Source organism: Helicobacter equorum, assembly GCF_900198655.1.
GTDB classification, from domain to species: domain Bacteria; phylum Campylobacterota; class Campylobacteria; order Campylobacterales; family Helicobacteraceae; genus Helicobacter_F; species Helicobacter_F equorum.
Window position 1 is genome coordinate 1 of record NZ_FZPO01000014.1, and the last position, 5,015, is coordinate 5,015.

Below are 5,015 nucleotides of genomic sequence, written 5' to 3' on the forward strand. Positions count from 1 at the left end.
GCTTTTGTTATATCAGCATTCGCACCATCTGTAACTTTTAGAGCCGCAACAAGCTTTGTTTTATCAGTGTTATCTATATTAAACACAAGTAAATTTGTGCTTTGAGCAGTAACACTTGTAAAATCATTTAATTTGTCTTTTAAGCTATGTGAACTACCTGAACTATTTGAATTGTTTGAATCTAAATTTATTTGTATTTTATCATTTGCCTTAATCAAAGAAGCAGTAGTGTGGAGCGGGACATAGACTAGACTTCCTTTGATGTCATAGCTATTTGCACTTAAAGTGGAATTCTTTACTTCACTAGAAGTTTCACTTGATTTTGTAAAGGCGATTTGTAATATTCCATCTGTATTTTGTGTAAATTTCCCCTTTACTTCAAGGTTGCCTAATTTATCTGTAGTATCAGTTACTTCATCATAAAATCCTGCTTTTACTATGCCAGTATTTATGATATCTCCATTTATAGTGCCTATACCTTTTAAAATTCCAGCATTATTTACACTATTTGCGTTTATGTTTGCGCCTTTTTGTAGTTCAATTATACCATTATTTTTAGAGTATAAAGTTCCGCTGATTGTTCCACTTGAAAGCAAAACAATACCATTATTTAAAGCAGTTACATCTTTACTAGCTGTTCCTGCTAGATTGAAAATACCGCTATTTTGCGCAAAAACCGAGCTATTTGTAAGCCCACCAGTAAGCTTTAAGGTTCCACCATTTACGATAGTATCGCCATAATAAGTATTATTGCCGTTTAAAATAAGTGTTCCGCCACCTGTTTTTTCTAAACCGATTTTATCAATGCCTTTTAAAGCAGTTGAAGCACTAGTATCATGCCATTTTTGATCCCAAACTTCTTGCGAGATATCGTTATCAAATTGCGTTACGCCACCATTTAAATTTATTTTATAAATAGCTTGTTTGCCACCTTCTCTGGCTTGAATATCGTTTTTAGTCATTCTGTTAGCATCTAGTTTGCCAAGACCCTTTAATGCCTTTTCAATATCTAAAATACCTTGACCGATAAGCTCTTCTTTGCTCATATAAACAGCATAATTATTATTAGCATCATTGATATTATTCATAAGATGAGTTAAAATATAATTTGCTTGATCATCACTTATTCCTAATTGATTTTTTAAGTCATCTTTAACTTTATTTTTATCATTGATTTTACTTATGTCGTTTGGATTTGTATAAATCACATCATAATAAGTGTCTGTATCATTGCTTGATTGTTTATAGCTTTTTATGATTAAATCTGGCAATGTAACATTTGCGTTGGCTGTGCTCAGTATGATATCAGCCAAAACGCCGCCATCTACATAAGAATATTTTTGAGCTATTAAAGCTGCTGCACCAGATACAAAAGGCGCTGCTTGACTTGTTCCACTTAAAGGGCAAAATTCATCAGCTTTACAAATATATCTATCATAAGTCCATTGTTCATTTAAGTCTTGACCATAATAAGCGTTTGCTGATTCTATTTGAAAACCAGGTGCTAAAATAGCATAAGATTGAATGCCTTTAAAAGAATTGCTAAAACTATTGTATCCACCTACAAAGCCATAGGTGTTCATGTCGCTAACTGTATCTGTTTTAAAATTTTTTTGTTGTTTTTCTAGTGTAAATGAATTACCAGTTTTTGTTGTAAAATAATTATTTATAGCACTGACTGCTATCCAAGCTTTTAATGAATTATCATAAGCAGCACGATAACTAGCATTTAAATTTGAAGTTCGTTGTCCTTCATTTCCAGTGCTACTAACTTGTAAAATTCCTTTTTTGGCAAGTTGAATATTGGCAATTAAACCGATATCGTTTAAACCTTCTTGTAGCTCTGCCTTTGTCAAATCTCTATAAGCATCTAAAAAAGTAATATTATTTACACCTATTATTTTATTCATAAAATAATAATATTTAAGACCCCAGCTATTATTTACTACTTTTACACTATTTTCTAAAAAATTAACTATTTCATTAGCTGATTTATCAAATGTATATTTTGGATTAAGATACGAAACACCAAAGATTAAAGCATCTGGTGCTACGCCATGATGAGAATCTACGGCATTTCCAGCAGCTATCGCTGCTACATGCGTTCCATGCGTAAGGTCATAAGCATCTTTATAAGAAGTAGAACCAAAATCTACGCCATTACCCAAAACACTAGTTTTTCCTGATAAGCTTGGATGTTGTGCGTTAAAAACAGAATCTAAAAATCCAATTCCTACGCCACTTCCAGTAAAACCAGGATTATTATAATTGATTAACTCCCAGTTATCAACTCTTCCATATCCTAACGACATCATCGCAAAGACAAAACAAATACTCTTTTTCATAAAACTACCCGAAAAGTAAAATTTAAAATGAATTATGTCACAAAATCAAAAAATTTTTTTAAAAAAACTCATCAATTAGCTTTAAGACTTCATCTGCGTTTTGCTCGGCGTTTATTTTGGTGCGAAAAACAGGGGCACCATCAAGCCCTTTGCTATATTCGTGTAAATGCTTTCTCATCATCGCCACAGCGTGATTTTCGTAGTGTTTTAAAGCTAGGGCAAAATGCTCTTTGATAAGCTCTTTTTTTTTCATTTTGGCTAGGTTCTTTTTGGCCTTTAAAAGTGAGAAAATCCACGGCTTGCCGATAGCTCCACGCCCTATCATCAGCCCGTTTGCACCTGTGGTTTTAAGCCCTCATATTCCTTTTCATCTGCCACAGCAAAAACTAAGCTTGGTGTGATTTTATTTTTGCTAAATTCTGTATATTTGTTATCAAAATTAGATTTTGAATTATCAATTGCTTTATTTGAATTTGGGAAAAACGTTATTCCCCAACTATTATTCACAACTTTTACTTTTCCATTTAGAAAATTTACAATATCACTTGCTTCATATGTAAAAGGGTAGGTTTCATTTATGTAAGTAACGCCATAAAGCATTGAGCTAGGTGCTATTCCATGCATTGCTCTACCATCAGATAAGGGCGCATAGTTCCCAAGTGCAATACCTGCTACATGTGTTCCGTGCATAGAATTACTAGCTCTTAATTGATAGTCACTAAGCTCATTTGTTCCAAGAATATCAACAATTTTATTTTGTAACTCCTATGGTTGTCATAAAAAGCAGAATCTAAAAAACCAATATTTACTCCCAATCCTTTTTGATCAAAATTTTCCTTATAATTTATGAGATTCCAATCCCTCTGTATCATATCTACAAAAGTATCCGCTTGTCCCAACGAAACAAGCGTAAACGAAAGTGCTATAGGTTTTAACATATCCATTTAATCTCCAATCTATCATGCTCATTGATAATTTCTTGAATCCACGTGACATTCTACAACAAAAATATTACGCTAATATTAAATACAAGAGAATCTTTAGCTTAAATTTAGGACCATACAGAGGCAAACATAGATAAGGTAAATTTTCTCTATGCACACATAATGATATAATAATGAGCAATTTTACTTACTAAGGAGATTCTATGCGAAGTGATATTGTGAAAAAAGGACATCAAAGAGCCCCGCATAGGAGTTTGCTAAGGGCAACAGGGTTAAAAGATGAAGACTTTAGCAAACCCTTTATTGGCGTGGCAAATAGCTATATCGACATTATCCCGGGGCATTTTTTCTTAAACAAATATGCCGAGATTGTTAAAGATGAGATACGCAAGGCGGGGGGTGTGCCTTTTGAGTTTAATACCATTGGTGTAGATGATGGCATCGCGATGGGGCATAGTGGTATGCTCTACTCTCTACCTAGCCGCGAACTCATCGCTGATTGTATAGAATCTGTGATGAATGCCCACGCGCTTGATGCGATGATTTGCCTGCCAAACTGCGATAAGATTGTGCCTGGAATGCTTATGGGGGCGTTGCGTGTGAATGTGCCTACAATCTTTGTGAGTGGCGGTCCTATGAAAGCGGGGCAACTGGAGGATGGCACAATACTTGACTTAAACTCCGCATTTGAAGCGGTGGGGGCATTTGAGAGTGGTAAGATTAGCGAAAAAAGACTACACGAAATAGAATGCCAAGCCTGCCCTAGCGGGGGGAGTTGTAGCGGAATGTTTACTGCAAACTCTATGAATACGCTGTGTGAAGCTATGGGCGTGGCACTACCGGGTAATGGCACGATCCCAGCTTTAACACCTGAGAGGGAAGAATTGCTACGCAAGGGGGCTAGACGCATTGTAGAAATTGCCCTAGATTCTAGCCTAAGTGAGCAGTTTAGATTCCGCAATATTTTGAACGCAAAAGCCGTGCATAACGCCTTTGTCGTGGATATGGCAATGGGCGGCAGCACAAATACGATTTTGCATATGTTAGCCATTGCTAAAGAAGCTGAAGTGGATTTCAACCTAGAATCTATCAATAATATCGCTAAAAATGTCGCACATATTGCCAAAATCGCCCCGGCGTTAAGTAGTGTGCATATGGAAGACATAAACCGAGCAGGGGGAGTATCGGCAGTGATGCACGAAGTGTCTAAAAGAGAAAATTCTATCTTACACCTAGATGCTCTCACAATCACAGGCGAGGCTCTAGGGCAACGCATAGCAAACGCAAACATCACAGATTCTAGCATTATCCGCCATAATGACAATGCTTACTCGCAAGTGGGTGGGTTAAAAATCCTTTTTGGCAATCTTTGCGAACAAGGGGCGGTGCTAAAAGTCGCCGCCGTGGCAGAATCTATGAAAGAATTTAGTGGCAAGGCGATTTGCTTTAACTCCCAAGATGAAGCGATTAAGGGCATTGCAGGAGGTAAGGTAAAGGCTGGAAGTGTCGTAGTTATCCGCTATGAAGGACCAAAAGGAGGGCCGGGAATGCAAGAAATGCTAAGCCCTACAAGTTTGATTATGGGGATGGGGCTAGGTGAAAGCGTGGCATTAATCACCGATGGGCGCTTTAGCGGGGCAACTCGTGGGGCTTGTATTGGGCATGTGAGCCCAGAAGCAGCAGAAGGTGGGCTTATCGCACTTATCGAAGATGGCGATATGATAGA

The 5,015-nt window shown here is 36.9% G+C and carries 5 protein-coding genes; 1 reads left to right on the forward strand and 4 read right to left on the reverse strand.

The features are described from left to right. From C6H22_RS03435 to C6H22_RS03450, 4 genes are all read right to left on the reverse strand, one after another. Positions 1–2,345 (reverse strand): S8 family serine peptidase (locus C6H22_RS03435; RefSeq protein ID WP_158654611.1); only part of this gene is annotated, 2,345 nt, incomplete at its 3' end. 58 nt (positions 2,346–2,403) lie between these two features. Continuing rightward, entirely contained in the window at positions 2,404–2,670 is a 267-nt protein-coding gene (locus C6H22_RS03440; RefSeq protein WP_104693947.1) for a tRNA-dihydrouridine synthase, read from the reverse strand. Beyond that, positions 2,670–3,035, reverse strand: a complete 366-nt coding sequence (locus C6H22_RS03445; RefSeq protein WP_104693948.1) for a S8 family serine peptidase — start codon at positions 3,033–3,035, stop codon at positions 2,670–2,672. The genes C6H22_RS03440 and C6H22_RS03445 overlap by 1 nt, the downstream gene beginning before the upstream one ends. 14 nt (positions 3,036–3,049) lie before the next feature. After that, positions 3,050–3,289, reverse strand: coding sequence for a hypothetical protein (locus C6H22_RS03450; protein ID WP_104693949.1), 240 nt, complete (start codon positions 3,287–3,289; stop codon positions 3,050–3,052). 203 nt (positions 3,290–3,492) lie between these two features. Between C6H22_RS03450 and ilvD the strand changes: the two genes are divergently transcribed. After that, on the forward strand, positions 3,493–5,015 hold a 1,523-nt coding region (gene ilvD / locus C6H22_RS03455), incomplete at its 3' end, for a dihydroxy-acid dehydratase (protein WP_104693950.1).